At 68.1% G+C, this 25186-nt stretch carries 24 protein-coding genes and 1 other RNA gene; 7 read left to right on the forward strand and 18 right to left on the reverse strand.

Features of this window, described 5'->3' with window-relative positions; translation table 11 throughout:
- Positions 1–38: 38 nt before the first annotated feature.
- From ACQY9S_RS08730 to soxC, 11 genes are all read right to left on the reverse strand, one after another.
- Positions 39–659: a class I SAM-dependent methyltransferase gene (locus ACQY9S_RS08730; protein WP_428424875.1), complete on the reverse strand. Its 621-nt coding sequence runs from the start codon at positions 657–659 to the stop codon at positions 39–41.
- A gap of 52 nt (positions 660–711) precedes the next feature.
- A complete protein-coding gene (locus ACQY9S_RS08735) occupies positions 712–1827 on the reverse strand; it encodes a YeeE/YedE family protein (RefSeq protein WP_428424877.1) in 1116 nt (371 codons plus the stop codon).
- Positions 1828–1911: 84 nt separating this feature from the next.
- Entirely contained in the window at positions 1912–2325 is a 414-nt protein-coding gene (locus ACQY9S_RS08740) for a DsrE family protein (RefSeq protein ID WP_428424879.1), read from the reverse strand.
- 78 nt (positions 2326–2403) lie between these two features.
- The gene (locus ACQY9S_RS08745; protein WP_428424881.1) at positions 2404–2913 is read right to left on the reverse strand and encodes a GlcG/HbpS family heme-binding protein; all 510 of its coding nucleotides are present in this window, start codon (positions 2911–2913) and stop codon (positions 2404–2406) included.
- Positions 2914–2919: 6 nt separating this feature from the next.
- The gene (soxB, locus tag ACQY9S_RS08750; RefSeq protein ID WP_428424883.1) at positions 2920–4662 is read right to left on the reverse strand and encodes a thiosulfohydrolase SoxB; all 1743 of its coding nucleotides are present in this window, start codon (positions 4660–4662) and stop codon (positions 2920–2922) included.
- 3 nt (positions 4663–4665) lie between these two features.
- Positions 4666–5322, reverse strand: a complete 657-nt coding sequence (gene soxX, locus ACQY9S_RS08755) for a sulfur oxidation c-type cytochrome SoxX (protein ID WP_428424884.1) — start codon at positions 5320–5322, stop codon at positions 4666–4668.
- A gap of 11 nt (positions 5323–5333) precedes the next feature.
- Positions 5334–6131 (reverse strand): sulfur oxidation c-type cytochrome SoxA, encoded by a 798-nt coding sequence (gene soxA / locus ACQY9S_RS08760; protein ID WP_428424886.1) that lies wholly within the window; start codon positions 6129–6131, stop codon positions 5334–5336.
- 34 nt (positions 6132–6165) lie between these two features.
- The gene (gene soxZ, locus ACQY9S_RS08765; protein WP_428424888.1) at positions 6166–6477 is read right to left on the reverse strand and encodes a thiosulfate oxidation carrier complex protein SoxZ; all 312 of its coding nucleotides are present in this window, start codon (positions 6475–6477) and stop codon (positions 6166–6168) included.
- 45 nt (positions 6478–6522) lie between these two features.
- Positions 6523–6990: a thiosulfate oxidation carrier protein SoxY gene (gene soxY, locus ACQY9S_RS08770; protein WP_428424890.1), complete on the reverse strand. Its 468-nt coding sequence runs from the start codon at positions 6988–6990 to the stop codon at positions 6523–6525.
- Positions 6991–7073: 83 nt separating this feature from the next.
- Positions 7074–8255, reverse strand: a complete 1182-nt coding sequence (locus ACQY9S_RS08775) for a c-type cytochrome (RefSeq protein WP_428424892.1) — start codon at positions 8253–8255, stop codon at positions 7074–7076.
- Entirely contained in the window at positions 8239–9615 is a 1377-nt protein-coding gene (soxC, locus tag ACQY9S_RS08780; RefSeq protein WP_428424894.1) for a sulfite dehydrogenase, read from the reverse strand. Before soxC ends, ACQY9S_RS08775 begins: the two co-directional genes overlap by 17 nt.
- A 253-nt stretch (positions 9616–9868) precedes the next feature.
- Here soxC and ACQY9S_RS08785 point away from each other — a divergent pair, with 253 nt between their 5' ends.
- Together ACQY9S_RS08785 and ACQY9S_RS08790 are read left to right on the forward strand one after the other, a co-directional pair.
- Positions 9869–10990, forward strand: coding sequence for a YeeE/YedE family protein (locus ACQY9S_RS08785; RefSeq protein ID WP_428424896.1), 1122 nt, complete (start codon positions 9869–9871; stop codon positions 10988–10990).
- Positions 10991–11125: 135 nt separating this feature from the next.
- Positions 11126–11278: a DUF3149 domain-containing protein gene (locus ACQY9S_RS08790; RefSeq protein WP_428424898.1), complete on the forward strand. Its 153-nt coding sequence runs from the start codon at positions 11126–11128 to the stop codon at positions 11276–11278.
- A 22-nt stretch (positions 11279–11300) separates the two neighbouring features.
- Here ACQY9S_RS08790 and petA read toward each other — a convergent pair whose 3' ends face one another.
- On the reverse strand, positions 11301–11918 hold the full coding sequence (gene petA / locus ACQY9S_RS08795; protein ID WP_428425660.1) for a ubiquinol-cytochrome c reductase iron-sulfur subunit: 618 nt from the start codon (positions 11916–11918) through the stop codon (positions 11301–11303).
- A gap of 324 nt (positions 11919–12242) precedes the next feature.
- Positions 12243–13505 carry a sigma-54 interaction domain-containing protein gene (locus ACQY9S_RS08800; protein WP_428425662.1) on the reverse strand — a complete coding sequence of 421 codons (1263 nt, stop codon included), beginning with the start codon at positions 13503–13505 and terminating at the stop codon, positions 12243–12245.
- Between the two features lie 388 nt (positions 13506–13893).
- Between ACQY9S_RS08800 and ACQY9S_RS08805 the strand changes: the two genes are divergently transcribed.
- The 5 genes from ACQY9S_RS08805 to ACQY9S_RS08825 all read left to right on the forward strand — a co-directional run bounded on the left by ACQY9S_RS08805 (position 13894) and on the right by ACQY9S_RS08825 (position 18428).
- Positions 13894–14088: a YgaP family membrane protein gene (locus tag ACQY9S_RS08805; RefSeq protein WP_428424900.1), complete on the forward strand. Its 195-nt coding sequence runs from the start codon at positions 13894–13896 to the stop codon at positions 14086–14088.
- Between the two features lie 53 nt (positions 14089–14141).
- Positions 14142–15038, forward strand: coding sequence for an MBL fold metallo-hydrolase (locus ACQY9S_RS08810; protein WP_428424902.1), 897 nt, complete (start codon positions 14142–14144; stop codon positions 15036–15038).
- A 65-nt stretch (positions 15039–15103) separates the two neighbouring features.
- Entirely contained in the window at positions 15104–16771 is a 1668-nt protein-coding gene (locus tag ACQY9S_RS08815; RefSeq protein ID WP_428424904.1) for a TIGR01244 family sulfur transferase, read from the forward strand.
- Between the two features lie 13 nt (positions 16772–16784).
- Positions 16785–17606: a sulfite exporter TauE/SafE family protein gene (locus tag ACQY9S_RS08820; protein ID WP_428424906.1), complete on the forward strand. Its 822-nt coding sequence runs from the start codon at positions 16785–16787 to the stop codon at positions 17604–17606.
- Positions 17607–17636: 30 nt separating this feature from the next.
- A complete protein-coding gene (locus ACQY9S_RS08825) occupies positions 17637–18428 on the forward strand; it encodes a pentapeptide repeat-containing protein (protein WP_428424908.1) in 792 nt (263 codons plus the stop codon).
- A gap of 239 nt (positions 18429–18667) precedes the next feature.
- Here ACQY9S_RS08825 and ssrA read toward each other — a convergent pair.
- From ssrA to ompA, 5 genes are all read right to left on the reverse strand, one after another.
- Positions 18668–19039: a transfer-messenger RNA gene (ssrA, locus tag ACQY9S_RS08830) on the reverse strand.
- Positions 19040–19105: 66 nt separating this feature from the next.
- Positions 19106–22837 carry a DUF748 domain-containing protein gene (locus tag ACQY9S_RS08835; protein WP_428424910.1) on the reverse strand — a complete coding sequence of 1244 codons (3732 nt, stop codon included), beginning with the start codon at positions 22835–22837 and terminating at the stop codon, positions 19106–19108.
- 118 nt (positions 22838–22955) lie between these two features.
- Positions 22956–23627, reverse strand: a complete 672-nt coding sequence (gene gph / locus ACQY9S_RS08840; RefSeq protein WP_428424912.1) for a phosphoglycolate phosphatase — start codon at positions 23625–23627, stop codon at positions 22956–22958.
- A complete protein-coding gene (gene ubiG / locus ACQY9S_RS08845) occupies positions 23624–24346 on the reverse strand; it encodes a bifunctional 2-polyprenyl-6-hydroxyphenol methylase/3-demethylubiquinol 3-O-methyltransferase UbiG (protein ID WP_428424914.1) in 723 nt (240 codons plus the stop codon). Before ubiG ends, gph begins: the two co-directional genes overlap by 4 nt.
- Before the next feature lie 77 nt (positions 24347–24423).
- Positions 24424–25080, reverse strand: coding sequence for an outer membrane protein OmpA (ompA, locus tag ACQY9S_RS08850; protein ID WP_428424916.1), 657 nt, complete (start codon positions 25078–25080; stop codon positions 24424–24426).
- Positions 25081–25186: the final 106 nt, after the last annotated feature.

The following is a 25186-nucleotide window of genomic DNA, read 5'->3' on the forward strand; positions in this document are numbered from 1 at the left end:
TCACAGCATCATCCCGTCGCTGCGTTCAGTGTGGACTGTCATGACGATGACTTCCGGCAATAGCAGTAGACGAACTTCTGCACGGTGCCGAACGGCGTGTGGTGCTCTTCCTTTTCGTGCGCCAGCAAGGTGAACGGCGCACCGAACTCGGCATGCAACTCGTCGGCGCTGTAGCGCATCACCGGCAGACCGCTGCATTGCGTTGGTCCATCTTCGTCGAACGTGGCGACGATGACGTGTCCACCGGGCTTGACCGAGCGCAGCACGGCGGCAACGTAGGCCTGACGGGCGGCAGCGTCCGTGAGAAAGTGGAAGACGGCGCGGTCGTGCCACACGTCATAGGCATGAACTGGCAAATCGGCCTCGGTGATGCTGGCTTCGATCCATTCAACTCGAGCGGCCAGCGAGCCGAGGCGTTGCTTCGCGGCGCTCAATGCCGATGCAGACAGGTCAAGCACCGTGACGTCCGAATAGCCGTCGGTCAACAGGTCGTCCACCAAGGTCGACGCACCACCACCCACGTCGATGATCGAACCCGATCGAGGTACATCGGTGCCGTGTATCAGGCGCAGGGACTGCTCGGCATGCACCTGAAACCAGCTCACCGACTCCGCCGGCTTGGTGGCGTACACGCGGTCCCAATGCTCTTTTGATTGCATGAGTGATCCTTCGAATGGGTGTGCGTATGCAGGGTCGGCGGTGGCGTGCGCTTCAGGCCGGGCGGACACCACCCGGCATAGGCTGGTCGAGCACGCCGGTCGGGTGCTGATCGAGCACCCGGTCGGTGACGGCCGCCGCGACCCACATTGCCGTCAAGGTGACGTAGGCCGTGATGGTGAACACCGCTGTTCCAGACAGCCCGGCGCCGACCGCGCAGCCGCCTGCGAGCATGCCGCCGAAGCCCATGCACATCGCGCCGGCGATGTAGCGGCGCATGCTGGCGCCGCCCTGGAAGCCTTCGAGCTTGAGTTCACCAAACAGCGCGGCGGCCAGGAAAGCACCGAGGAAGACACCCGGCACCAGGCCGAGGTCGAAGGTAGCGGGTTTGTCACTCGCAAAGAGCACACGCGACAGCACGTCGGCCGAGGGCCCCGTGAAGCTGAGCGACTGCACGGGGTGCAGGTCGAACGACACCTTCGAGATGGCGTAGGTCATCCACCAGGCCGCGGCGATGGTCAGCCCGACACCCACCGCGCCGGCCCAGGCCCAGGTCTCGACCCGCTGACGGCGTGCCCACACGATGGCAGCGGCGAGCCAGACGGCACCGAACAGCAAGGCTCCGCCGTGGCCGATGCCGATGCGCGCGATCAGGTCGCGGGCGGTGCCCCCGTCAACCGTCCACCACGCCGAGATGATCTCGCGCACGGGGGCCAGGATGCCGGTCCATGCGGCCTGCGCCGCCACTGCGAATACCAGCCCCGACATGAGCGACCGCAGGTTGCCCTGGGCCGCCAGCACGAGCAGCCGGCTGGAGCAGCCGCGGGCCAGGATCATGCCGATGCCGAACAGGGCGCCACCGATCGCTGCACCCGAGAGACTGCCGCCTGCCGCGATCTGGCGCGCATCGCGTGCGTCGAACCAGCCTGCCCACGCCAGCGCCTGCGTCGCAAGCACCGCGGTGGCAAACGCGAACAACCAGACCGTGAGCTTGCCGCCGGTGAGGTTGCGCGCGAACTCGAGCACGGCCGAACGCAGGCAGAAGCGCGAGCGCTGCGCCAGGAAGCCGAAGGCCACGCCCACGAGCAGACCGGTCAGCGCCAGCGACGTGCTCTCCCCCAGGCGCGTGACGGTGGGCTCGACGAATGATTCAAGCAGGGGAATGGCCATCATCGCCACCATAGGCGCTGAACCGTCCGTGCGCCTTGATGCCGGTCACGCCGAAGCGCTCGCGTGGCCGCTGCAGCCCCGGATTCACGGTCGGATGTATGCGTAGCCCTGCCCCTGCAACTTGGCCAGTCGCACCACGCCCGACGGGGTGAAGTCGGCCTCCTGCAGGAACTGGTCCTTCTTCAGTCCGCGCGTCTTCAGCGTGATCTCGCAAACCTCGAAGGTGACACCGCGGCTCTTCAGCGCCGATACCGGGCCGGCGTAGGGGCTGCCGTTCTTGTCCTTGGCGCCTTCCATCAGGAAGTCCACACCCTGGGCGTGAGTGACCACGATGATCCTGGCGGTCGGGTCGGTGTCCAGGTGGTTGCGCACGTTGCGCAAGGCGCCGAGCGCCTGCGATTCGGTATCGCTGACGTGGTAGACGACCTTGTCCTGCGCCCAGGTCAAGCCGGTGGCAAGCATCAGTGCTGCACAGGCGAACAGTTGGCGGAAGTTCATCGAGGTCTCCTTGGGGTGGGCGAGCAACAGGTCGGGGTCGTGCAGCAGGGCAAAGGTGGCTGCGACGGGGCCGAGGATTCAGAACTCGATGGCGTCGGCGATTGCCTTCAGGCCGGCCACGGCGCAGGCGTCGTCCGCATCGCCGCCCGGCGCACCGGAAACGCCGATGCCGGCAAACGTGCTGCCGCCGGCCTCGATAACCTGGCCGCCACCGATGGCCATCACGTGGGGCAGCATGCGGATGCCGCTCATGGGCTTGCCCGCCTGCGTCTCAGTCGCCAGGTTGGCCGTCGGTATCCGGAAACTTGCCGCCGTCCAGGCCTTCTGCGTCGCTGCGTCCACCGTGTGCGCACCGGCAAAGCGGTCACGCAGGAGAACCTGCAAAACGCCGGAACGGTCGACCACGGCCACGGCAACCTGGTGCCCGGCCTTGCGACACTGGGCCATCGCCGCCTGCGCTGCGGTGAGCGCCACCTCCGGCGTCAACAGCTTGACGGTGTACGTGGCCTGCTGTGCGGTGGCTGGCAGAGCGAACACTGCCAGAGCGAGCACAGCCGAGGGCAGGACGATGCGATGCGCGATGCTCATGAGATGTCAGCCCTTGGCGATACCGGGGTTGCCCTGCACGCCCAGCAAGGTCGGCGTGTTGATGGTGCGGGCCTTCACGTGACCTCCGGGCTGCGACTTCAGCCAGCCTTCTACGACGTCCCAGACCGGCTTGCTGCCCGGTGCCGCCCGCGCCTCTTCGGCCACCGGCGCCCAGCCGGCCACCTTGTACTTGCGGCCGGCTTCGATCGGCTTGCCGGCCAGGCGCATGTCGGTGATGCGCTGGCCCATCTTCTCGGCCGGGCTGCAGGTGTAGGCCAGCCCACCCACGCGCACCATGTCACCACCCTGCTGGTAGTACGGGTCGGGGTTGAACAGGTTGTCGGCCACGTCTTCGAGGACGGTCTTGATCGTCTCACCGGTCATCTCGTTGACCGTGGCGTAGGGGTAGGTGATGGCCAGCTGGTCCATCATCAGCTCGCGCGTGATCACGTCGCCCGGCAACAGCGTGGTACCCCAGCGGAAGCCGGGCGAGAAGGCGATCTCTGCCCCCTGCACGTCCATCAGCGCATCGCAGACGAGCTGGTCCCAGCTGCCGTTGAAGTTGCCGCGGCGGTACAACAGGCCGTCGGTGATCGCGAGCTTCTCGGCCAGCTTCGCTTCATACGGCTGGCGCACCTTGGTGATCAGGGCCGCCATGGCCGGATCGGCCTTCAACTGGTTGGCGAAGACCGGCAGCAAGCGGTAGCGGAAGTCCGCCACCTTGCCGCCTTTGACGTCGAAGTCCATCACGCCGAGGAACTTGCCGTTGCTGCCGGCGTTCGTGACGAGCGTCTTGCCTCCTGCGTTGGCCACCGGTATCGCCACCGGCACGCCGTCGTGGGTGTGGCCGCCGAAGATCGCATCGATGCCGCGCACGCGCGAGGCCATCTTCAGGTCCACGTCCATGCCGTTGTGCGACAACAGCACGACGACCTTCGCACCCTTGGCCCGCGCTTCGTCGACCACCTTCTGCATGTTCTCGTCCTGGATGCCGAAGCTCCAGTCGGCGACCATGTAGCGCGGGTTGGCGATCGGCGTGTACGGGAAAGCCTGGCCGATGATGGCGACCTGGATGCCGTTGATCTCCCGCAGCACGTACGGCTTGAAGACCGGGTCGCCGAAGTCGTTGGTCTTGACGTTCTGCGCGACGAACTCGATCTGCCCCTTGAAATCCTTCTCGACGATCTCTTTCACCCGGTCCATGCCGTACGTGAACTCCCAATGGCCGGTCATCACGTCCACGCCGAGCAGCTTGCAGGCGTCGACCATGTCCTGCGCATTGGTCCACAGCGACGTGGCCGAACCCTGCCAGGTGTCGCCGCCATCGAGCAGCAGCGCGCCGGGCCGGCTGGTCTTCAATTGCTTGACGAGGGTGGTCAGATGCGCAAAGCCGCCAACCTTGCCGTAGCGGCGCGCCGCCTGGTCGAAGTCGAGGTAGGTGTAGGCAAACGCCTGCTCGCTGCCGGGCCGCAAGCCCGCTGCCTTGAGTAGCGACTCGCCCACCAGGTGCGGCAGTTGGCCCTGCATCGCGCCCACGCCCATGTTGACGCTGGGCTCGCGAAAGTGGATGGGCAGCAGCTGCGCATGGCAGTCGGTCATGTGCAGCAGCGACACGTTGCCGAAGGTCGGCAGGTCGTACAGCCCTTGCTGCGCAGTCGCCGCATCGGCGTTGGCGTAGCGGCCAAGGTTCAGACCGGCGGCAGAAGCCGCCCCCAGCACCTGGAGGAACTCGCGTTTGGAGAGATTCATGGCCTACTGATTCACCGGCGACTTCGGGTCCAGGATCAGCGCCATCAGGTGCTTGAGTTGGGTCTCATCGAGCAGGCCAGCATGGCCGAAGCGCGGCATGCCCGAGCAGGCGTTGTAGGCCTTGGCGTTCCACATCTTCGTCCAGGTGTATTCGACGATCGGCCGCGACGCCGCGCTGTCCGGGTCGACGACACCGCGCTGCTTGCCGTAGTTGTACAGGCTGGGGCCGATGGTGCCGAAGGAGATTTCCGCCTTGGTGATCTGGTGGCAGTTGTAGCAGTTGCCGCCGTTGGCGGCGGGCGCCGCCGACTTGTCGGTCCAGGTCATGCCACGGCCGTTCTGGGCGAGCTTCTCGCCTTCGCGCCAGTCACCGAGGAACTTTCCGTCGGCGGGCATGCGCACGCTCGTCAGCGCGGCTTGTCGAATGGCGTTGGCCACGTCTTCGGGCGGGCTGCCGCCCTGCGCCTTGGAGCACGCGGCGTTGGCGGCATCCTGCTGCAGCCGGTCGACCTTGGCGATGCCTTCGTCGCGGAACGAGCCGGTCATCATCTGCGCCACCAGCGCGTCGTAGTCGGGCGTGGGCGCCATCGAAGTGCAGCCCGCGACGAGCGCCGCGGCCAACGCTGCTGCCGCGAGGAGGGTCGTTCTCTTGTTCTTCATGGGGTGCTCCTTCAGCGCTTGAGGGCCGGCGCGATCGACTCGGCGCCCTTGGCGTTCACGCCCATGTAGACGCCGAGCGCGATGGTCACGTCCGAGGCATAACCGGGGTACGGGAAACGCTGCTGGCGGAAGCAGTCGTTCAGGCGCCGCTGCATGCTCCACAACTCGCCGCTGCTGACCCGGTAAGCCGGCCAGGCCGCGAAACCGACGCCATCGCCCGGGTTCTTGGTCAGCTCGGGAAGGTCCTGCAGGCGGATGCGCCTGTCGGGCTGTCCGTGGCACGAGGCGCAGGAGAAGTCGTACGGCCCACCGCGATAGAAGAACGCGCGCTTGCCGAGTTCGTAGGTCTTGCGCTCGTCGGCGTGGGCTTGCGGCAGGTTGAACTTCTGCCCGCGGGATTCCGCCGAGATCCAGGCGGTCAGGCTTTCGAGGCTGACCTGCTCACCCTTGCCGAAAGGCGTCTTGGCGATCGCTGCCGCATCGAAGCCCTGCAGCCGTTCCATGCACGTCAACAGGCGCGATTCGAGGTCCTGCACCCGGGCGGTGTCGGCAAAGTAGCGCGGCAGTTCGACGAAGGCGCCCTTCACGACACCCGGGCCCTTGCCGAGATCGCACTGCTCCAGGGACGTGTTCTTCGGGCCCCGTTTCTTCTTCCAGAGCTCCTCGCCCTTGGCCTCGAACAGCTCCGCGGGGTTGCCGTCGGCCAACATGGCGCGGTACTCGGCGATGCCGTCGGCCGCGGACTTCTGCTGCGCCACGGCGGCGCAACTCGCTGCGAGCAGCGCGCTGATCACTAGGGTGTTTCGCATGGTCTCCTCGTCCTCTTGTCGTGGGCTCGCGCGATCAGGAAACGGTGGCTTCGTCAGTGCGCTTGTCGCCCTTGTTGTCCACCCACTCGATGCCGATCTTGTCGCCGGCCTTCGCACCCTTGACGTTGAACTGCAGGAACGGGTTCTTTGCGACCGAAGGACCCCATTGGGCCGTCATCACCGTCTTGCCGTTGAGCTGCGCGCTCACCTCCTGGATGAACCAGGCGGGGATGGTCTTGCCGGCCGCGTCCTTGCGCTGGCCGGTCTCCATTTCGTGGGCCATCAGGACGCGGACGGTGGTCTTGTCGCCGGCGGCTTGGGCGCGGATGCGCATCGGATCTGCCATGGTGTCTCTCCTCGAACGGTTGGTGGGTGGGCGGCGGTGCGGCGCTCAGCCGCCGCAGCCGCCCAGCGTGACTTTCACTTCCTTGGCGGCATACAGGACCTTGCCGTCGGCCATCATCGCGACGGCGAACACGTTCGAGGATTGGCCCATCTTCACGCGCGTCGAGAAGTTGGCCTCCACTGCGTCGCTCACATCGAACATCGCCGAAAGCATCGACGGGTTCTTCTCGACCAGCAGCAGCACGCGCCTGACGCCGGGCAGTGCCGTCGACGCCCCCACCGGCACGACGGCGCCGTTCTCGGCGATGTCGGGGCCGGTGATCGTCACGTCGTTGCTTTGCACCGGAGCACCCGCGCCCAACGACTTCATCAGGTCGGCCATGGTCTTGGCGTCGAAGGCGGCGGTGTTGTAGCCCGCGGCCTGAGCCATTGCCACGCCCGGGAGCATCCCGAGCGCCGCCAGCATCCCGGCAAGCTGGGCGGATCGGGAAAGCATCTCTCGACGGGTTTGCATGAAGGTCTCCTTTATCTGTAAATACCAATGAAGCGTATTGCTTCGACGATGGGGGCCATCCCTGGTGCGAGTACCGCCGGCATTCACTTGGCCGCACCTGCGGCGAGCCACTGTGCGATCGTCCGGGCATCGGCCTCGCTCAGCGTTTGCGCGGGCATGGGAATCGAGCCCCACAGGCCCGATCCGCCCGAGCGGATCTTGCCCGCCAGGTAGGACACGGCGTCGGCGCGGTCGCCGTACTTCTTCGCGACATCGTGGAAGCTGGGGCCGACGATCTTGTTCTCGACGCCATGGCAGGCCACGCAGGTGTGCTTCCGCGTCAGCGCCATGGCCGCTGCCGCGCCGCTGTCGGCCGGAGCCGGGGCCGGAGCGGCAGTCGTCGCAGCGGCCACGGTCAGCCTGGCCTGCGCGGGGGTTGCAGCCGGCGGCCGCGTGGTGTCGGCGCCGTGCTGGGCGCCGACGCTGCGATTCTGCTCGGCCAGGTTGCCGTGTGCGTTGCGAGCGAAGTCGGGCAGGAACGATGCCACCTTCGGCTCCGCCGCACAGTCCTTCATGCAGGCGGCAACCTTCACGTCGGGTTTGCCGCCATTGCCCATGCCCTTGCCCGGCCACAGCCCATGATCGGTCGTGAGGCCGTTGCGATTGGGCAGCAGTTTCTGCACGTCGGCGATGTTGCGGTCCGACAGGGTGAGGTCGTCGGGCACGATCCCGCCCAGGTTCAACAGGTAAGCCGTGACCGCATACACCTCGTCGGGCTTCAGCGACTTGGGTGCCGTCCAGGGCATGGCCCGGTTGATGTAGTCCCACAGCGTCGACAGCGTCGATACCTTCATCAGCGTGGTGCGACCCGGGAAGGCGGAGTCCGTCAGCCGGGCCACGCGACCGGTCCGGATGTCCTGGGCCGTCGTGCCGCCCACCAGCGGCGAGAAGGTCTGGTTGCTTTCGCCGAACACGCCGTGGCAGGAAGCGCACTTGCTCTCCCACACGTCCATGCCCTGGGCAACCGAACCGGAGCCTGGCGGAAGGCCCTTGAAGTCGGGGCGCACGTCGATGTCCCAGGCGGCCACCTCCTTCAAGGTCGCGTCACGGCCGATGCCGGGAAAAGTTGCCTGGGCGTGCGCCAGGCCCAGGCCACCCAGGGTGAGCAGCGCAGCGGCGGCCAGCGCGGTCCGAACGGTCCCCGCAACGCCCGCCGTCGCTCGCCGCCCGCAGGAGCGAGTCGGGCTTGAGGCGGCCCGGCGCGTCGACTCACGACAACTGGACATTCTTCACCTCGCCGCTTTCCTGCACCAGCCAGCTCTGCACGGAGTTGTTGTGATAGATCGACCGCGTGCCCCGTACCGCACGCAGTTGCTTGCCGGTGGGCTGCACGTAGCCGGTGTCGTCCATCGCGCGGCTCTGGATCAGCGCCGGCTTGCCGTCCCATACCCAGTCGAGGTTGAAGCGCGTCAGGCACTTGCTCAGCACCGGCGTCTCGAGGCGTGCGCTGCGCCAGTTGCGGCCCCCGTCGACCGACACGTCCACCCGCCTCACCTTGCCGCGCCCCGACCAGGCCAGGCCGCTGATGTTGTAGAAGCCCTTGTCCAGCAGCACCTGCCCGCCGGACGGCGTGGTGACCACGCTCTTGCATTCCTGCGTGCTCGAATACTGGCGGTGCAGGCCGCCCGGCATCAGGTCGACGTAGTGGATCACCTCGTCCTTGGTGCCGTAGGGCTGGTCGCCCACCTCGATGCGGCGCAGGTACTTGACCCAGCTGACGCCTTGCACGCCCGGCACGACCAGCCGCAGCGGGTAGCCGTTTTCGGGGCGCAGCATCTCGCCGTTCTGGCCGTAGGCGACGATGACCTCACCGCTTTCGATGAGCTCCATCGGCACGGTGCGCGTCATCGACGAGCCGTCCGCCCCTTCGGCCAGCACGTAGCGCCCGCGCCTGTAGTCCACGCCGGCCATGTCGAGCAGGATCTTCAGCGGCACGCCCGTGAACTCGCTGCAACTGAGCATGCCGTGCGTGTACTGGCAGGTGGGCACGGCCACGTTGCCCCACTCCATGCCGGTGTTGGCGCCGCACTCGATGAAGTGAAAGCGGCTCACGGTCGGCAGGCGCATCAGTTCGTCCATGGTGAAGACCATGGGCTTCTTCAGGATCTTGTCGTCCGAGCCGTTGACCATCAGCCGGTGTTTGGACGGGTCGATGTCCCACCAGCCCTGGTGATGGCGCTCGAAGTGCAGGCCGCTCGGCGTCACGATACCGAACAGCGACTGCAGCGGCGCGAACGAGACCGACGCCTGCGTGGTCTGCGTCAGCCCCGGACTCGGCCGGCGCTGAACGTTGGTCTCGAATTTGGACGGCTTGCCGTAGCCGTCGGTCACCACTGCCTGGCCGAGGCCGCGCGAATGTGCCGGCAACTCGAGGATGTCGGGGTCCCCGCCATCGGCCGCGACGGGATTGGACTGAGCCGCCACCAGCGGCGCGGCCACCGCCGCACCCGCGGCGGCGAATGCCTTGCGGATGAAATCGCGCCGCCCGGACTTGGCCTCGGCGAACACCTGCCGAACGCCGGGGGCGTCGAGAAAGTTCTCCGGCGCCTTGAGCAATCGGCCGGAATATCGGGGCTCGGAATCCAAGAGGGTCTCCTGTCGAACTGCCGTGGCGCTGTCGCACGCCCGGTTCGGGGTGTCGCAGCGCCGAACGGCATTGAATCTATTTATGCGGCTAGACAAATATAAGCATTCTGCGATGCATAGAAGCTACGGACAAACCCGCAATGCGGAGCGAACGTCTTGGCCTCGCGTACGCGGCCCCGTCGACCTGGGGCATCATCGTCAGCCGATCCGGCCCACGTTGCCAGCCGTTCTCCACCGAACCCGAAGACATGTCATGGCCCTTCCCCTGAGCCCCTATGCCGCCGCGCAAACGGTCCTCTGGGGCGGCCTCATGGTCGGCGTGGCACTGGGTGCCGTGGCGCAGGCCACGCGCTTTTGCACCATGGGCGCGCTGGCCGACTGGTTCACCTACGGCGGCACGGCGCGGCTGATGATGTGGATCCTGGCGGTGGCCGTCGCCGCGACCTGCACCCTGAGCCTGATCGGCATGGAGTGGCTGGATGCGACCCGCACGGTGGCCTGGAGCGACCGCTTCCTTTGGCTTTCCTACCTGGCCGGGGGCGCGTTGTTCGGCTACGGCATGGTCCTCACCTCCGGTTGCCCGCAGCGCAGCCTGGTGAAGGCGGGGGCCGGCAGCCTGAAGTCGTGGGTGACCCTGATCGTGGCCGCGATCGCGGCGCAGATGACGCTGCGCGGCGTGCTGGCCGAGCCCCGAGTTCGCGTCCTGGATGCCGCAGGCATCCAGCTCGCGCATCCACAAGACCTCGGGTCGATGTTGTCGCCGCTCATCGGTGCGCCGCCGGCCGCCTTGCGCTGGGCGGTGCTCGCGCTCGTGCTGGCGTCGGCCGTGGTGCTTCTGTGGCGCGCCCGTGCGGGCATGGAGCGCAGCCACTGGATCGGCGGCGTGCTGGTCGGACTGCTGGTGCCGGTGGCCTGGGCACTCACCGGACATCTCGGCTTCATCCCCGAACACCCCGACACGCTCGAGGCTGCCTGGCTGGGAACCTACTCCCACCGTCCCGAAGCGCTGACCTTCGCCGCGCCGATCGCTCACAGCCTGGACCTGCTGACGCTCTGGTCGGACCGCAACAACGCGGCAAGCTTCGGCGTGACGGTCACCCTGGGCGTGCTGCTGGGCAGCGCCGCCTCCGCCGTGATCCGCAAGGAGTTTCACATCGAGTCGTTCCGCAACGCCGAAGACATGGGCAACCATCTTCTCGGCGGCCTGCTGATGGGCTTCGGCGGCGTGACCGCGATGGGCTGCTCCATCGGCCAGGGCATCAGCGGCCTTTCGCTGCTGTCGGCGGGTTCTTGTCTCGCGGTGGCGGGGATCGTGAGCGGCGCCTGGCTGGCCCTGCGCGTCCAGACCTGGCGGCTCGACCGCAACGCCGCCTGAACCGGCCTTGCCGCCACCGCCTTGTTGCGCGAGTGTGTCGATGGGGCCGTCGTCGATACCTGTTGACGCATGACAAGGTATCACCGCTGATTCGAGCGCTCAATCAGATCGGTGTTTGGTGACAAGGAGATCTCGATGCATGCCCTCAAAGACCTTTTCACGTCGGACGTCGGACTGATGAGCTTGGCGGGCATCACTTTCATGCTCGGCATGGGTGTCTTCTTCATTCGCTACTTCCTGAAGCACATCCGTGAAGACAGTGAAGCCGCTGCCCGCTTGAAGTCCTGAACGACCGCTGGTCGTTCGTCCTTCAGGCCGCGCTGTCGTCGCCGATCAGGATGCGCGTGTCGCTCGCGTAGCGGTACGGCGGGATCTCGAGGTTGGTCGGTGCCGGCTTGTTCTTGAACACACGCCCTGCCCCATCGAAGGTCGAGCCGTGGCACTGGCAGAAGAAGCCGCCCGGCCAGTCGGCCGGCAGGCTCGGGTTGGCGGTACCGGCCGGCACCGCGCCGGGCGAGCAGCCCAGGTGGGTGCAGATGCCGACGGCGACAAACACTTCGGGCCTGACGGCCCGTGCCGCGTTCCTGGCATAGGCCGGCTGCTGTTCCCTGACCGATTGCGGGTCGACGAGTTGCGCGTCATGGCCCTGCAATGCGGCCAGCATCTCCGACGTGCGCCGGACGATCCAGACGGGTTTGCCGCGCCACTCCACGGTCTTGGTGCCGCCGGGCGGGATGTCGGAGAGGTCCACCTCGACCGGCCCACCCGCCGCCTTGGCGCGTTCGCTGGGCGCGAAGGTCGAGACGAACGGAACGGCCGTGGCCGCTGCGGCCGCGCAACCTGCCGCACCGGTGGCCAGCAGCCAGTAGCGGCGTTCGAGGTCACCTGGCGTGGCGCCGGGCGTGGGAAGGGGAAGGCTCTGGTCCATCGTCGGCTCCTTGCCGTTGGGTATCGATTCGATCAGCGACGAGCCGGCGCAACAGGCGGCGCTCATCGTGGGTCGTGTCCCTCGTCACCCCAAGTTCCGTGCCAATGAACGGATACCGCGAGCCACGCGCGCAAACCTCGCCGATTCCACAGGGAAGCGGCACTGCGCGACGCGGGCGAATGGACTCATGCCGAGGTCGGCCGTTGCTGCCAACGTGGCAGTCGCGTCCTGTCAAGTGGCAGCCAACAGGGAGCTTCCCGCTTGCCGCGTTTGCAGCGCCGAGGCTGCGCATCGCACCGCCGGGGCCGCTGGCAACGGCCCCGATCAGGCCAGGCCCGCCGCCTTGAGCCGGCGATAGAGCGTGCGTTCGCTCAAGCCCAGTTGCCGAGCCAGTTCGCGCCGTGTGCAGGTCGCGGTGGCCACCAGCCGTTTCAGTTCGGCGTCGTCGGCCTCGGCGCGGGACAACGCCGGGCCGGCGGCAGGCGCCGTGACCGCAGGACGCGCCAGGCCGCGGTCGAACGTCTCCGGCAGGTGCTCGGCACGCACGACGCCGTCATCGGCGAACAGCCTCGCCCGGTCGAGCACGTTGCGCAGCTCGCGGATGTTGCCCGGCCAATCGTGCGCCTGCAGCCGGGCCATCGCCTCGGGCTGCACCGACACGCGGTGCTTGGAACTGCCGCCGCGCTGCAGAAACGAATCGACCAGCAGCGGGATGTCGGCCGCTCGCTCGCGCAGCGGCGCCAGGTGGATCGGAAAGGCGCTGATGCGGTAGTAGAGGTCTTGGCGAAATCGCCCGTCGGCCACCATCTGCTGCAAGGGCTTGTGCGTGGCCGCGACCAGCCTGAAGTTGGCCTGCTGGGTTTCGATGCTGCCCACGCGGCGAAAGCTGCCCGACTCGATCAGGCGCAGCAGCTTCACCTGCATGGCCAGCGGCACGTCGCCCATCTCGTCGAGGAACAGCGTGCCGCCTTCGGCCGTTTCGACCAGCCCCTTCTTGCGCGCGTTGGCGCCGGTGAAGGCGCCCTTCTCGTAGCCGAACAATTCGCTCTCGAACAGCGTTTCCGTGAGGCCCGAACAGTCGACCACCACGAACGGACCGCCGGCGCGCTCGCTCGCCTCGTGCACGGCGCGGGCGAACAACTCCTTGCCGGTGCCCGACTCGCCGAGCAACAACACGGGGAGCATCGAGGGCGCGACGCGCTGCACCGCCGAAAGCGCCGCGTTGAAAGCAGGCGCGCGGCCCACCAGGCCGTCGGCACTGGGCCGCGCCGAGGCGTTGCGCACGGTCACCAGTCGCTCGACATAGGCCACCACCTCGCGGCCGGCATCCAGGATGGGCCGCAGTTCCACGTCGACATGCTCCGGCCCGCGCGGCGTGTGGTGAATGTGCAGTACGCGGTCGGGTCCCTTGAGTTCGAAGGCCTTCTTCATCGGGCAGTGCTCGCCGGCCTGGTCGCACGGCAGGTCGTAGTGGTGCGAAACGCGGAAGCACTTGTGGCCGATGTAGGGCTTGTCGACCGTGCCGAACTGCCGCTGGTAAGCGGTGTTGGCGGCCAGGATGTTGTAGTCGGGATCGAGCACGATCATCGGCTGCGTCTCGTGCTCGAGGAACGAGATCAGAGCCTGGACCTGCGGCGGCGAACGCAGCACCGGTGGCTCGGCCACAAGGCTGCCCGACGGTTCGTGACGAGGGGGCTTCGGTGAGTTCGGCATGGGGGCGTCGCCTGGGTTGGGGGCGATTGTGCGCCCCACTGCCACATCTGCCAACGCGGCAGTCTGGACTGCCATCCCGAGCTGCCAGGACGGGGCCCGGTCGTGGCCGCTTGACCGGTCTTCCAGAAAAACTCTTTACAGATCAATGACTTGGATTGCCGGCGCCGAATCGAACCGGGGTGGCACGGCTCTTGATCTATAGGCCTGCGTGACGGCGCGATTTTCACCGCCACCGCGTTCAGGACATCCAAGGAGACTCACCATGCAAAAGAACGAAGGCAGCCTGGACCGCGCGCTGCGCATTGGCGCCGGCCTGCTTCTGATCGGCCTAGCCCTCGCGAAGGTCATCGGTCCCTGGGGTTACATCGGCATCGTGCCGCTGCTCACGGGTGCGCTCGGCATGTGCCCGCTGTACTCGATGCTGGGCATCGACACCTGCCCGGTCAAGCGCCGCTGAGGCGCCCGGCCGGGCGCCGCGTGCGCCCCATTCCCAATCGCGTGGAGACATCGATGGACCACCGCAGCAACATGCAGGTCGAAGGATTCTTCGACCCCGGCACCTGGACCGTCAGCTACATCGTCTTCGACAAGAAGACGAAGCAGTGTGCGCTGGTCGACAGCGTGCTCGACTACGACCCGAAGTCGGGCCGCACGTCCAACACCAGTGCCGACAAGTTGATCGCCCGCGTTCGGGAACTCGGCGCGAACGTGCAGTGGATCCTGGAAACCCACGTGCACGCCGATCACCTGTCCGCCGCCCCCTATCTGAAGCAGCAGCTCGGTGGCCAGCTCGGCATCGGCCAGCACATCACGACCGTGCAAAGCGTGTTCGGCCAACTGTTCAACGCCGGCAGCGAGTTTGCACGCGACGGTCGCCAGTTCGATCATCTGTTCGCCGACGACGAGGCCTTTGCGATCGGCAGCCTGCAGGCCCGTGCCATGCACACACCTGGCCACACGCCGGCCTGCATGACCTACGTGGTGAGCGACGGCGCCGGTGTCGACACGGTCAGCGCCGCTTTCGTCGGCGACACGCTCTTCATGCCGGACTACGGCACCGCACGCTGCGACTTCCCCGGCGGCGATGCGCGCACCCTGTACCGCTCGATCAACAAGCTGCTGAGCCTGCCGCCCGAGACGCGGCTCTACATGTGCCACGACTACCAGCCGGGGGGCCGTGAGGTGCTCTTCGTCAGCACTGTCGCCGAAGAACGCGAGAAGAACATCCATGTGCGCAACGGCATCAGCGAAGAAGAGTTCGTCGCGATGCGCCACGCACGCGACGTGACGCTGGGCATGCCCACGCTGATCCTGCCGTCGGTGCAGGTGAACATGCGCGCCGGTCAGCTGCCCGAGCCGGAAGCCAACGGCACCCGCTACATCAAGATTCCATTGAACGCGGTCTGACCGCAGTTCCACGCAGAGCCCCGGAAAAGGGGCCACGCCTCACGGTCCACCAGGAGACAAAGCCCATGGACATCCGCCCCCTCACCGGCGAACTGTCGGTCGCGCCCCAGCTTGCCGCCGCCGACATGCGGGCGATCGCAGAAGCGGGCTTTCGGTCGGTGATCTGCAACCGCCCCGATGGCGAAGGATCCGATCAGCCGGTGTACGGCGAGATCGAGCGCTCGGCCACCGACCAGGGCCTGCAGGTGCGCTACCTGCCGGCCGAATCGGGCAAGGTCACCGACGAGCAAGGTGCGGCCTTCGGCGCGCTGATGGCCGAGCTGCCGAAACCGGTGCTGGCGTTCTGCCGCACCGGCATGCGCTCGACCACCATGTGGGCGCTGTCGCAAGCCGGAAGGATGTCGCTGCCACAGATCATCGAGCTGTCGTCCAAGGCAGGCTTCGACCTCAAGGGCGTGGTGCGACGCATCGTCAACGGCGGCAAGACACCGGTCGAGGTGGCCGACGCAACGCACGAGGTGGTGATCATCGGCGGCGGTGCCGCAGGCATCTCGGTGGCGGCGAGCCTGCTGTCGCGCAGCCCGAAGCTCGACATCGCCATCATCGACCCGGCCGACATCCACTACTACCAGCCGGGCTGGACGATGGTGGGCGCAGGCGTGTTCGATGCCGGCACCACGGCCCGCACGATGGCCTCGGTGTTGCCGCGCGGCGTGCACTGGATCAAGTCGGCAGTGGCTGCCTTCGAGCCCGAGCGCAACGCGGTCATCCTCGATGGCTGCCGCGTGGTCAAGTACAAGCAGTTGGTGGTGTGCCCCGGTCTCAAGCTCGACTGGCACGGCATCGAAGGTCTGTCGGAGACGCTCGGGCGCAACGGCGTCACTTCCAACTACCGCTACGACCTCGCGCCCTACACCTGGCAGTTGGTTCAGCAGTTGCATCGCGGCCAGGCGCTGTTCACACAGCCGCCGATGCCGATCAAGTGCGCCGGCGCACCGCAAAAGGCGATGTACCTCTCGGCCGACCACTGGCGTCGCAGCGGTGTGCTCGAGGCCGTCGACATCCAGTTCTGCAACGCCGGCGCCGTGCTCTTCGGCGTGGCGGACTACGTGCCGGCGCTGATGGAATACGTCGAGGCCTATGGCATCGGCCTGAACTTCGGCCAGACGCTGGTGGCCGTCGATGGCCCCGCCAGGAAGGCGACGTTCAGCAAGGCCAACGCGGACGGCACGAAGGAGTTCGTCACCCGGGAGTTCGACATGATCCACGTCGTACCACCGCAAAAAGCGCCCGATTTCATCCGCGTGAGCCCGCTGGCCGATGCGGCGGGCTGGGTCGACATCGACCCGGCCACGATGCGCCACAAGCAGTTTGCCAATGTCTTCGCGCTCGGCGATGTCGGCAACACGCCGAACGCCAAGACTGCCGCCGCGGCACGCAAGCAGGCGCCCGTGGTGGCCCACAACGTGCTCAGCACCAGAGGCCAGACCAAGGGCGAAGCGCAGTACGACGGCTATGGCTCCTGCCCGCTGACGGTGGAGCGCGGCAAGATCGTGCTGGCCGAGTTTCTGTACGGCGGCAAGGTCGCTCCGAGTTTCCCGAAGTGGTTCATCGACGGCACCCGGCCTTCCCGCGCGGCCTGGTACCTGAAGGAACGCATCCTGCCGCCGCTGTACTGGCAGGCCATGCTCAAGGGCCGCGAGTGGCTGGTGCAGCCCGAGATGACGACGTGAGCGGGCCCCTTTGATGGAAGTGAGCGCGATCGGCCTCGGCCTCGGCGCGGTGGTCGGATTGATCCTGGCGCTCGCGGGCGCCGGCGGCGGCATCCTGGCGGTGCCGCTGCTGGTCTTCGGGCTGCACCTGTCGATCATGCAGGCTGCGCCGGTCGGGCTGATCGCGGTCGGCGCGTCTTCCGCGCTCGGCGCCGCGCTCGGCCTGCGCGACGGCCTGGTTCGATACCGGGCCGCCGCCGTGATCGGGCTCGTGGGCATGGCGCTGGCACCTCTGGGCGTGCACCTGGCGCGACTGATACCGAACGGGCCACTGATGGTCACCTTCGCGATCGTGTTGGCCTACGTGGCTTTGCGCATGTTCAACCAAGCACGCCGCAGCACCGCAGCGGGGGCCGCGACACCGACGTCCCGACTGCCCTGCGTGCTCGACCCCAGCGAGGGACGGTTGAGGTGGACCAGGCCCTGCGCCTGGGCCCTGGCGGGCACTGGCGCCGTCTCCGGCGTGCTCAGCGGCCTGCTCGGCGTCGGCGGCGGCTTCGTCATCGTTCCGTCGCTGACCCGTTTCACCAATCTGGCCACGCGCAGCATCCTCGCCACCTCACTGGCCGTGATCGCGCTGGTGTCGATCGGTGGCGTTGCGGCCGCGGCCGTGCAGGGCTCGATCGCCTGGAACATTGCACTCCCCTTCGCCATCGGTGCCGTGGTCGCCCTGCTCGCGGGACGCCTGGTCGCCGCCCGCCTGGCCGGCGCCCGGCTGCAGCAGGCGTTCGCGGCGACCAGTGCTGCTGTTTCGATTCTGCTTCTGGCTCGCGGGCTCGGCTGGATTGCCGCGTAGCATGCCAAGGCGCGAAGCCGAGGAGACGAGATGAAGGCAATCCTGCGGGTCGCGGCCCTCGCCCTGTCGTTGCTGCTGGCAGGCATCGGTGCCGTGAATGTGCTGGCTGCCGAACTCTCGGCAGATCAGGTCGGAGCGATGCTGAAGCATGCGTCGCCGTCGGCGCCGGCAGACTTTGCCGGCAAGGATCTGTCGGACCTCGACCTGAGCGGGCTCGACTTCCGCCATGCGAAGCTTCAGGGCGTCAGCTTCTTCGGCAGCAAACTCGTGCAGTCCGACTTCCGCGGCGCGCAGATGGAAGGCGCCAACCTCAACGGCTCCTGGCTGATGGGCACGGACTTCACGGGCGCGAACCTGACTCGCGCGAGCCTGCTGTCGGTGGTGATCTTGGGCGGCGCGGTCAGGAAGATGCCCATCTTCAAGGGCGCGAACCTGAGCGGCGTCAAGCTCATCGCCGACCTGCCCGGTGCCGACCTCTCCGGGGCAGACTTCCGCAACGCCATGGTCGGCGTCAACATCAAGAACCAGGGCATGGGGCAAATGCGGACCGACCTGTCCAACGCCAACCTGGCCGGCGCCACGCTCGCGAATGCCGATTTCAATCGGTCCCTGATGACATTCAGCAACCTCAGGGGCAGCGATCTGCGCGGTGCGAACTTCTTTCGCGTCAAGCTCGGCGGCGCCGACCTGACAGGAGCCGATGTTTCCGGAGCAGACTTCACCGAGGCCGACCTCGAAGGCACGATCTTTCGCGACGTGAAGGGCTACGCCGAAGCGAAAGGCCTGGACCGCGCCGAGAACCTGAAGAAAATCGTGCGGTGAGCCGGCGCCGGGTACTCGCTCCCGTCGGTCCAAGACCGCGTCGGCAAGTTCATTCCGCAGGAATGCAAGCGCCCGAAGACCCGGGCACCGCAGATGGCCGGCAGCGACTGATCCGCACGTGCGAATCGCGCGTAAATTCGGTGTGATTCACGTGTGATACGAACGACGGCAAACGTCAAGCCGAACCCACAAAGGCAAACGCCACACAGTGATTTTTCACTGTGTGGCGTTGTCTTTAATGGTGGAGCCGGGGGGAATCGAACCCCCGTCCGCAAGCCATCCTCAGGTAGATCTACATGCTTAGCTGTCTGATTTGGGTCTCACGTCGCCGTCGCGCAGGAGCACGCTACGGACAACGCCAGTCACTGAATCTCGTCGAACGCTGTGTGACACAGCGAGCGACCAGCCGATGTGCATGACGTCTCAGCCTTCCACCTTGCGGCTTGGACCCGGCCCATCGGCCTGCCGTTGAGACGCTCACCGGTTTTTAAGCGGCGAGGGCGAAACGTTCGTCGTTCGCAGTTGGTTTGTTTCAGCTGGATTTACGAGCTCACTGATGCTCGGCATGCACCACTCCAATTCCGCACCCACGTCGAAACCAGGTCGGCCCCTGTGCGTGCATTGTAGGTGGTGGGTCCCGGGCGCAATTCAAGAGCGCGGCGCCCACCCTGCCGGCGTCATTTGAGGGCGAAGGCGACGCGGGGGGTCCGCCCCTTGTCGTCGATGCCCTCGGTGCCGAGCTTCGACGCGGTGAGCAGCACGCGCTCGGGCGGCACCTTCTCGGTCAGGTAGGCCTTGACGCGGTCGCCGCGCTGGTCGGCCAGCGCATGCAGGGCCGGCTCGCCGGCCGGGGCGCTGTCGAGCAGCAGCGCCTCCATCTCGGCCGGCGGCAGGCTCTTGGCCAGGCCGACCAGGTTGCGCGGCTTGGTCTTCAGGTCGGCGGCCTTGTAGGCGGCCTCCAGCCAGCGCGCGCGTTCGGCAGGCTCGATCTTCACGCTGTCGGCCAGGTCGCCGGTGGACTTGGCCTTGGCCGCGCGCATCAGGCGGTCCAGGTGCTGGGCGCGCAGCGCCGGGTCGTCGACGGCCGGGTCGGCACGGCCGGTGGCTTCGAGCTTGAGCGCGGGCCGGTCGGTCAGCGCCTTGGCCAGGGTGTCGAGGCGCTGGCGGCTGGCGTCGCTGAGCTCGGCCGAGCCGGGCGCGAACTCCACGTAGCCCAGCTCCTGCCCGCCTCCGCCAAAGGCGCTGGCCAGCAGCGAGAACGGTGCGGTGATGGCCTTGGTGATCAGGTTGACGATCACGCGCACGATGATGCGGCCGACCGAGAACTGCGGGTCGTCGAGGCTGCCGCTGATCGGCAGGTCGATGTCGATCACGCCGTTGCGGTCCTTCAGCAGCGACACGGCCAGCAGCACCGGCAGCTTCAGCGCGTCGGGGCTGTCGACCTTGGCGCCGAAGGTGAGCTGGTCGAGGTAGACGTTGTTCTCGGCCTCGAGCTTGCCGTTCTCGATCTTGTAGTGCACCTTGACCGACAGCGTGCCTTTCTCGATGCCGTAGCCGGCGTAGCGGCCCGAGTACGCGGTGAGGCGGGTGATGTCGATGCCGCGCGCGCTGGCGGTGATGTCGGTCGCCAGCCGCGGCCCCAGCGGATGCACGGTGCCGCCGATCTCGAGCGGCGCGCTGCCATCGACCTTGCCGGAGATCCGCACCGTGGCCGGCTGCGGGTCGTTCCAGGCCAGCGCCGACACCTCGCCGCCGATGTCGGTGAGCTTGGCCGAGTAGTTGGGGCGGATGAAGTTGTCGGTGAAGTCCACGGTGCCACCGGCGAGGCGGATCACGCGCCAGCGCAGTTGCGGCGGAGCCGCTGCCGGGCCGGCGGCGCCAGGGGCAGATGCCGCGGCAACCGGACCGGAGGCCGCAGCGGCCGGTGCAGCCGCTGCGGCGGATGCGGCCGATGCGGCGCGCGGTGCTGCCGTGGCCGCGTCGGCCGCATTCGCGGTGGTCAGCGAGCGCGGCGCGGCGTCGCCCGGGCGCTTGACGATCTCGGACAGGTTGATGCGGCCGTCGGGGTTGATGATCACGCGGCCGTAGAAGCTGTCGAGCGTGACGGTGCCGAGGTCGGCCTCGATGGCCGCGGGTCGCCAGCTGGCGTCGGCACCATCGAGCTGCAGCCCCTTGAAGCGCACGAACTCGGCCTGGTTGATCTGGTCGAGCGCGCGCAGCTCGTTCAACGCCACGCGGCCGCGCCAGCGCGCCAGCGAGACCGCCTCCTGCGCCGTACCGTCGACCTGCAGCTCACCGCGCGCGCTGGCCTTGGCCGACACGAGCGCGAGGTTCAGGCTGGCCTCGATGTAGGGCTGCAGCGCGCGCAGGTCGAGCGCGTCGAGGTCGATCTTGCTGCGCAGCGCCAGCGGCTGCGGACGTGCGGTGCCGCTGGCGCGCAGCTTGCCCCCGTGGCGCAGCTGGGTGGCGAGTTCGAAGGACAGCGACTGCGCCGGGTCGCTGTCGAGCTGGCGCAGCTTGAGGTCGGTGCGCGTCACGCCGAAGGTCGCGGCCGGCTTGACACTGCGGTCGCTGAGGGTCACCGCGCAGCCGTTGCAGCTCAGCTCGCCGAGCTGCCAGCGCGGCGGCGGGCCGGAGGGCGCGGGCGCCGCCGCGGCGGGTGCCGTGCCCTTTTCGGCGGGCGGGGGCTGCCACGCGATCACGCCCCGCTCGCTGCGGGAGGCCTCGAGGTCCAGGCCGTCGAGCTTCACCGCGGCGATGCGGGCCGCGATCGGCTCGGCGGCGCGCGCGTTCAGCTGCAGCCCGCTCACCTCGAGCCGGGACAAGCGCAGCCGGTCGGCGGCCGCGGCCTTGCGTGCGACCGGCGCCGCAGCGCCGAGCGGCTGCAGCTCCAGCCCCGCGAGCTGCAAGGCTCCCTCGCTGACGGACCAGCCCTCGGGCCCGGCCTCGGCCTGCGCCTGCAGCGCCACATCGGCCGCCAGCACGCGCACCGGCAGCAGCGCCTGCCACGGGGCGAGCCAGGGCACCGGCTTCAGGCCGGCCACGCTGGCCTTGAGCCTGGCGCTGCGCGCGGCGACCGCCAGCGTGCCGTCGACCTGGACCTTGGCGCCCTGCGCGTCGGCGAGCGACAGGGCCAGCGTGGCCGGCGGCGCGGCGGCGCCGGCGTCGAGCCCGCTGACGCTGAGCGTGATCGGCGCCAGCGCCTGGCCCTGCGGCCAGGCCGGTTCGGTGAGCAGCACGCGGCCTTCGGCCAGCTCGAGCTTGTCCACGCGCCATTGCCAGCCGCCGGCTTCGCCGGCCGTGGCCGGCGCCGAGGCCGCGCTGCCCGCGGCGCTGGCGGCCGATGCGGCCGCGGGGCGGGCCGGGGCGGCATCGGCCAGCACCAGGCGGTCCTTGCCGGCCGGGGCCGGCGCGGCGGCGGTCAGGCGAGGCAGGTCGAGCTCGACCTGCGGCGCCTGCAACCGGACCGAGCCCACCACCGCCTTGCGTTCCAACGGCTGCAGGTCCAGCCCTTCGACCGTGAGCCGCTCCACCGCGAACCGCGTGCCCTGCGCCGGCACGACGGCCTGCAGTTGCGACAGCGTCGCGCCCCCGGCAATGCGCAGCAGCGGTGCGGCCGGTGCGGGGCGTTGCTCGAAGCCGATCGCGAGCTGCAGGTCGAGCTGCCCGCGCGAAACGTCGACCGGCAGCGCCTGCGGCAACAGCGGCGCGAAGGCCTCGACCCAGCGCGGCACGTCGAGCTGCTGCCAGCTCACGTCGACATGCGAGCGTCGGCCCTCGGCGAAAGGCAGGGTCTTGCCCTGCACCCGCAGGTGGCTGCCGTTGACCCGGGCGTCGAGCAGCGGTTCGACGTCGATCGCCACCTGCGACGGCAGGTTGGAGAGAAAGGGAACGCCGATCTGCAACGACTCGATGCGGTGCTCACTGCGCGAAACGCGATCGACGATGTGGATGCGACCGCCTTCGAGGCGGATGTTGTGCAGCGCGAAACGCGTCGGCTTGGCGTCGGGTGGCGACGGCGGCAGCTTCGCCAGCGCTTCGAGCATCGGCGTGATGTTGTAGCGACCGGGCGTCAGGCGCTCCAGTTCGACCTGCGGCTCGCGCACCAGAGCGCGCTCGAGCACCGGCGCCAGGCGCCACAGCGACTCGCTGGACACGTCGGCCCTCAACTCGGCGACGCGCAGCCACGGGGCCTCGGCGGGCCCGAGCTTCAGGCCGGACACGACGGCCTCCAGCCGCCAGGGCGCCAGCTCGATGTGCTCCACGGTCAGCGGCGCGCCGAGCGCTTCGCTGGCCGCCGCCTCGATGCGCGGCTTCAGGAAACCCGGCAGCCACCAGCCGATGAGCAGCGTCCACACGAGGGCCAGTGCCGCCAGTGCGCCGATGACCCACAACAAGGCGCGTGGCACGGCGCCGCATTGCGAACGGAAAGGGAGTCGGGCGTTTGGTTTCATCGCTGGCGGCGGACGCAGAGGCCCGCGGCAGTGTGCTCGCGCGTGCCCTTGCGGGTCAACGCCCTACTTTCACTCAGAGCACGGTGAGCAGAGGCAGCAGGTCGAGCGGGGTCGCGATCACCGCGTCGGCTTGCCAGGCGTCGAGATCGGGCGACGCGCCGAGGTAGCCATAGGCCGCGGCGATGGCCGGCATGCCGGCGGCACGGGCCGCTTCGATGTCTCGCAGGTCGTCGCCCACGTAGACCGCCTGGTGCGGCGCGATGCCGAGCCGGGCACAGGCCTCCAGCAGCGGCGCCGGGTGCGGCTTGGCGTGCGGCGTCGTGTCGCCGGAGATCACCACCGAGGCCAGGCGATCCAGGCCCAGGCCGGCCACGACCGGCACCGTGAAGCGCGTCGCCTTGTTGGTCACGACGCCCCAGCGCAGGCCTCGCTGCGCCAGCGCCGCGAGGCACTCGGCCACGCCGTCGAACAGCGTCGTGTCGCGGTCCAGCGCCGCCTCGTACTCGGCGAGGAACTCGTCGCGCACGGCTTCGTAGCCTTCGTCGCCGGGTGCCATCGACAGCCCGACGCCGAGCATGCCGCGCGCACCGGCCGACGCCACCGGGCGCAGCAGCGCGATGGGCATCGCCGCCAGACCGCGCCGCTGACGCAGGCGGTTGAGCGCGCCGCCGAGATCGGGCGCGGTGTCGGCCAGCGTGCCGTCGAGGTCGAACAGCACGGCGCGCACGCCGAAGCGCGCGCTCATGCCTTGCTGCAACCGAACAGGTAGTTCACGCTGGTGTCGGCGCTCAGCCAGTAGCGGCGCGTGAGCGGGTTGTATTCCATGCCGCGGGTGGCATTCACGTCGAGCCCCGCATCGCGGCACCAGTGCGCCAGCTCGCTCGGCCGGATGAAGCGAGCGTACTCGTGCGTGCCGCGCGGCAGCAGCTTCAGCAGGTACTCGGCACCGACGATCGCGAACAGGAAGGACTTGGGGTTGCGGTTCAAGGTCGAGAAGAAGACCTGGCCACCCGGCCGCACCAGCGCGGCGCAGGCCCGCACGATCGACGACGGGTCGGGCACATGCTCGAGCATCTCCATGCAGGTGACGACGTCGTAGCGGCCCGGCTGCTCGTCTGCGAGCGCCTCGGCGGCGATCTCGCGGTACTGCACCGAGGGCGTCGCCGCCTCGAGGGCGTGCAGTTGCGCGACCTTCAACGCCTTGCTCGACAGGTCGATCCCCAGCACCTCGGCGCCCTGGCGGGCCATCGCGTCCGACAGGATGCCGCCACCGCAGCCGACATCGAGCACGCGCTTGCCCTTCAGGCCGCCCGCCAGCTTCGCGAGCCACTCGAGGCGCAGCGGATTGATCTGGTGCAGTGGCCGGAACTCGCTGTCCGGATCCCACCAGCGATGAGCCAGGTCACCGAACTTCGCGAGTTCCTGAGGGTCGGCGTTCATCGCCGCAGCGTCGTTCGTCGTCATGAGCCGATGGTAGAGGCAGTCGAGGGGAGAAACAAAAAACCCCGCCGAAGCGGGGTTGCGAAGCGGGCCAAGCCTACTTACTTCTTGGCGCGGGTACCGACCACTTCGATTTCCGTGCGACGGTTCTTCGCGCGGCCTTCGGCGGTCTTGTTGTCGGCCACAGGCTGCTTCTCGCCCTTGCCTTCGGTGTAGATGCGGTTCTTCTCGATGCCCTTGGACTCGAGGTAGGCCTTGACGGCTTCGGAACGACGCAGCGACAGCTTCTGGTTGTAGGCATCGCTGCCGACCGAGTCGGTGTGACCGACGGCGATCACGACTTCCAGGTTCAGGCCGGCGATCTTGGCGGCCAGGTCGTCGAGCTTGGCCTTGGCTTCGGGCTTCAGCGTGGCCTTGTCGAAGTCGAAGAACGCATCGGCGGCATAGGTCACCTTCTCGCTGACCGGCACCGGCACGACAACCGGGGCGGGTGCCGGAGCCGGCGGGGCGACCGGAGCCGGCGCGGGGGCGGCCACCGGCGCGGGCGGCGGAGCCTTCGGCGGCGCGCCGTCGCAGCGCTCGTCAGCGGTGGCCGGGGTCCAGAAGTTGTCGCGCCAGCACAGTTCGTTGGTGCCGTTCTTCCAGACATTGCCATCGACGTTCTTCCAGTTGTCGACCGTCTGGGCAAACGCGGTGGAAGCGGAGGTGGCGATCGCGGCAGTCGCGAAGAGCATTGCCACCTTGTTCAATTTATTCATGATTTTCCTCTCTCGGTAGGCCGTGATAACGGCAGACGTCCATGCGGATATATCGAGCGAAACTATCAAGCGCTCTATGAAAAGAGTGCTTCAGGACCGACAAATC

It is taken from the genome of Methylibium sp., assembly GCF_965279545.1.
Lineage (GTDB): Bacteria > Pseudomonadota > Gammaproteobacteria > Burkholderiales > Burkholderiaceae_C > Methylibium.

Bases quoted from the DNA above. Each gene is read 5' to 3' on its own strand.
- petA (WP_428425660.1), bottom strand. From the start codon at position 11,918: ATGGACCAGAGCCTTCCCCTTCCCACGCCCGGCGCCACGCCAGGTGAC.
- ACQY9S_RS08800 (WP_428425662.1), bottom strand. From the start codon at position 13,505: ATGATCGTGCTCGATCCCGACTACAACATCCTGGCCGCCAACACCGCT.
- soxX (WP_428424884.1), bottom strand. From the start codon at position 5,322: ATGAAGAACAAGAGAACGACCCTCCTCGCGGCAGCAGCGTTGGCCGCG.
- ACQY9S_RS08735 (WP_428424877.1), bottom strand. From the start codon at position 1,827: ATGGCCATTCCCCTGCTTGAATCATTCGTCGAGCCCACCGTCACGCGC.
- ACQY9S_RS08815 (WP_428424904.1), top strand. From the start codon at position 15,104: ATGGACATCCGCCCCCTCACCGGCGAACTGTCGGTCGCGCCCCAGCTT.
- soxY (WP_428424890.1), bottom strand. From the start codon at position 6,990: ATGCAAACCCGTCGAGAGATGCTTTCCCGATCCGCCCAGCTTGCCGGG.
- soxZ (WP_428424888.1), bottom strand. From the start codon at position 6,477: ATGGCAGATCCGATGCGCATCCGCGCCCAAGCCGCCGGCGACAAGACC.
- ACQY9S_RS08790 (WP_428424898.1), top strand. From the start codon at position 11,126: ATGCATGCCCTCAAAGACCTTTTCACGTCGGACGTCGGACTGATGAGC.
- ompA (WP_428424916.1), bottom strand. From the start codon at position 25,080: ATGAATAAATTGAACAAGGTGGCAATGCTCTTCGCGACTGCCGCGATC.
- ACQY9S_RS08805 (WP_428424900.1), top strand. From the start codon at position 13,894: ATGCAAAAGAACGAAGGCAGCCTGGACCGCGCGCTGCGCATTGGCGCC.
- soxB (WP_428424883.1), bottom strand. From the start codon at position 4,662: ATGAATCTCTCCAAACGCGAGTTCCTCCAGGTGCTGGGGGCGGCTTCT.
- ACQY9S_RS08740 (WP_428424879.1), bottom strand. From the start codon at position 2,325: ATGAACTTCCGCCAACTGTTCGCCTGTGCAGCACTGATGCTTGCCACC.
- ACQY9S_RS08730 (WP_428424875.1), bottom strand. From the start codon at position 659: ATGCAATCAAAAGAGCATTGGGACCGCGTGTACGCCACCAAGCCGGCG.
- ACQY9S_RS08825 (WP_428424908.1), top strand. From the start codon at position 17,637: ATGAAGGCAATCCTGCGGGTCGCGGCCCTCGCCCTGTCGTTGCTGCTG.
- ubiG (WP_428424914.1), bottom strand. From the start codon at position 24,346: ATGACGACGAACGACGCTGCGGCGATGAACGCCGACCCTCAGGAACTC.
- ACQY9S_RS08810 (WP_428424902.1), top strand. From the start codon at position 14,142: ATGGACCACCGCAGCAACATGCAGGTCGAAGGATTCTTCGACCCCGGC.
- ACQY9S_RS08745 (WP_428424881.1), bottom strand. From the start codon at position 2,913: ATGAGCATCGCGCATCGCATCGTCCTGCCCTCGGCTGTGCTCGCTCTG.
- ACQY9S_RS08820 (WP_428424906.1), top strand. From the start codon at position 16,785: ATGGAAGTGAGCGCGATCGGCCTCGGCCTCGGCGCGGTGGTCGGATTG.
- soxA (WP_428424886.1), bottom strand. From the start codon at position 6,131: ATGCGAAACACCCTAGTGATCAGCGCGCTGCTCGCAGCGAGTTGCGCC.
- gph (WP_428424912.1), bottom strand. From the start codon at position 23,627: ATGAGCGCGCGCTTCGGCGTGCGCGCCGTGCTGTTCGACCTCGACGGC.
- ACQY9S_RS08785 (WP_428424896.1), top strand. From the start codon at position 9,869: ATGGCCCTTCCCCTGAGCCCCTATGCCGCCGCGCAAACGGTCCTCTGG.
- ACQY9S_RS08775 (WP_428424892.1), bottom strand. From the start codon at position 8,255: ATGTCCAGTTGTCGTGAGTCGACGCGCCGGGCCGCCTCAAGCCCGACT.